Here is a 2,953-nt window from a genome sequence, read left to right on the forward strand (position 1 = left end):
CGTCAGTCTGCGCTGGGTCACCCTCTCCGACTTCACCGGCACCACCTGGCTGCCCGAGGGCGGCTACCGGGCGGCGGGGCAGGAGCTTCCCGAGCCCGTGCCGCCCCTGCCCCACGCCACCGGGGTCAGCGCCGAGATCACCGTCGGGGAGGACCTTCCGGGCAGCTGGGCCCCGGTCGTCGGCGCCCCCCGGCGGATCGGCCTGCCCTCCCCGGGCTACAGCGCGTTCTCGGGAACCGTGGTGAGCATGGACGGCGCCGTCGCGGGCACCCGGTACCAGGTCACCGGCGACGTCGCCGACTGGCGGCCGGACGAGCTGGCCGGGGCCTCCACGCCCGCGGACGAGATCTTCGACCGCTACCGCGAACTGCCCGCCGGGGCGCCGTCCGTGCTCAACGACGTCGTCGCCGCGGTCGCCAGCGAGGGCTCCCCGTACCAGCGCGCCCGCGCCCTGGCGGAGTACCTGAGGCGGTCGCACCGGTTCGACCCCGAGACCCCCGGCGGCCACGGCTACGCCAACGTCGCCGCGGTCCTCGCCCCGCCCGGGGAGGAGGGGGGCGGAGGCACCTCCGAGCAGTTCGCGAGCGCCTTCGCCATGCTGGCCCGCGCGGCCGGACTGCCCAGCCGCGTCGCCGTCGGCTTCGGGGCGGGCACGGAGGAGGCCGGCGGTACCCGCACCGTCCACACGGGCGACGCCGTGGCCTGGGGAGAGGTGTACTTCGACGGCGTCGGATGGGTGCCGTTCGCCGTCACCCCCGGCGAGGAGGGCGGGGACGACGCGAGCGAGGCGGCGCGGAGCGAGCGGACCCCGGAGGAAGCCGAGTCCGCGCAGGACCAGGCCCCGCCCCAGGACGACGCCCACGACGTCGCCGGGCCCCGGCGCGAGCCGGAGCGTTTCCCGGTGTGGGCGGTGCCCGCGATCGCGGGCGGTCTGCTCGCCGCCGTGCTCGCCGTCCCCGCGCTGCGCCTGGCCCGCAGCGGGCGGCGGCTGCGCGCGGGCACGCCCGAGCGCCGCGTCCTGGGCGCGTGGCACGAGCTGCGCGACGGCCTGCGCCTGTGCGCGTCGGAGCCGCCGCCGGGGCACACGGTCAGCGACACCGTCGCGCTCGCCCGCGGCCTGCTGCCCGAGACCGCCCAGGCCTGGGCCCACGTGGACCTGGGCAGACTGGGCCGCACGGTCAACGGGATCGGGTTCGCCGCGGGGCCGGGCGTCACCGGGGAGCAGGCGGCCTCCATCACCGAGGGCGTGCGCCGCCAGCTGCGCGCGCTGCGCCTCAGCAGGTCCCGTACCAGGAGGCTCACCTGGTGGTTCGACCCCCGTCCGCTGCTGTGGCGGGAGCGGTGATCCGCCGGGGCGCGGCAGTGAGAGGAGAGGGCACCGGTGAGTGACGTAGGAAACGGCAGCCTGGTCGCGGGCTTCCACTCCCTGGAGGTTCTGCACCGCGGCGCGGACTCGACCGTCTACCGGGCGCTGCGGGACGCGGACGGCGGCCCCGCCGTCGTGAAGGTGATGCGCGGCGCGGACGGTGGGGCCGAGGTCGAACGGCTGTGTGAGATCGCCGGATCCCCGGGCGTGGTGCCGGTGCTCGGCCACGGGCGCACCTCCTCGGGGCGGCCCTTCGTCGCCATGGACCACTGCGCGGGCGGGGACTACGCGGCCCGCCTGCGCCTCCGTCATCCGCTGCCGGTGGAGGAGGTGGTGGGGGCGGGCCTGGCCGTGGCCGGGGCTCTGGAGGCGGTCCACGGCCGGGGCCTGCTGCACCACGGGGTGGAACCGGCGAACCTGCTGCTGACGGGGGAGGAGGTCGTGCTCGCCGACGCGGGCGCGGTCCTGCCCACGGGTGCCGTCCCGCCTCCCGTCGGACTGGACCCGGACGCCCTGGCGTACGCCCCGCCGGAGGCGCTGCGGGGCGAGCGGCCCTCGGAGGCCTCCGACGTCTACCGGCTGGCCGCCACGCTGTGGACGCTGTTGTCCGGCCACCCGCCGTTCGGCGGCGGTCAGCGGGGGACCGTCGACCCCTTCGACCACCGGGAGCGCGTGCTCGGTGCGCGACCTCCGGGGCCGCCGCGCGCCGACCTGCCCGCGGCGCTGCGGGACGCCCTCGACCGGGCGCTGGCCAAGGACCCGGCCGAGCGCTTCCCGAGCGCGGCCGAGTTCGCCGAGGCGCTGACCGCTCCGGCGGCAGGCGCACCCGGCGAAGCGGGGGAGGAGGACGCCCTCGCGGAGTCCGGGGCGCTCCCCCCGGAGGAGGGGGCCGCACCGCTGCCCGGACACGCGGCGGCCGGTGGGGAGGCCGGTGAGGAGGCCTCCGAGCACGCGGACCCGTGGTGGGGGAGTGGTCCGGGGACGGGGGAGACCCCGGCGGATGACGGTACCTCGGACGCGTGGTGGGGGCAGGCCCCGACGTGGGGAGAGGACTCGGCGGACGACGGCTCCTCGGACGCGTGGTGGGGGCAGGCCCCGGAGCCGGGGGAGACCCCGGTGGGCCAAGGCGTCGTTGATGGGTGGTCGGAGCGGTACCCGGCGTCGGATGAGGACCGGGCGGACGGCGGCACCGCTGACACGTCGCGGCGACAGGCCCCGGAGCCGCTGGATGACGACACCGCGGACGCGTGGTGGGAGGAGGACCCGGCTGACCGGGGCGCCGCGGCCGAGGCGGACCGGGCAACACCCGCGCGCCGGGACGGCGGGGAACCGGAGCAGTCCGAGGAGGAGTCTGCCGCCCCGCAGTCGTCGGACGGCCCGCGCGAACCGGGGCTCGCACAGTGGATCCAGGCGGCGGGCGACGAACCGGAACCCCCCGGGGGCGAGCGGCCCGGTACCTCCGACACGCACGCCGGAACGTCCGTCGGCCCGCCCGTGGCGGAACGGCCCGAGGACCCCTGGGCCGGGCTGGACGCCTGGTCCGGTCCTCCACCGCGCCAGGTGGCCGCCCCCTCGGCTCCCCCCGTT

At 78.0% G+C, this 2,953-nt stretch carries 2 protein-coding genes; both read left to right on the forward strand.

Features of this window, described 5'->3' with window-relative positions:
* The coding region (locus tag DQW06_RS13625) for a transglutaminase domain-containing protein (protein WP_198662443.1) at positions 1-1,345 on the forward strand (1,345 nt) is incomplete at its 5' end.
* A 36-nt stretch (positions 1,346-1,381) separates the two neighbouring features.
* On the forward strand, positions 1,382-2,953 hold a 1,572-nt coding region (locus DQW06_RS29235), incomplete at its 3' end, for a serine/threonine-protein kinase (protein ID WP_198662444.1).

Source organism: Nocardiopsis sp. TNDT3 (genome assembly GCF_003427465.1).
Lineage (GTDB): Bacteria > Actinomycetota > Actinomycetes > Streptosporangiales > Streptosporangiaceae > Nocardiopsis > Nocardiopsis dassonvillei.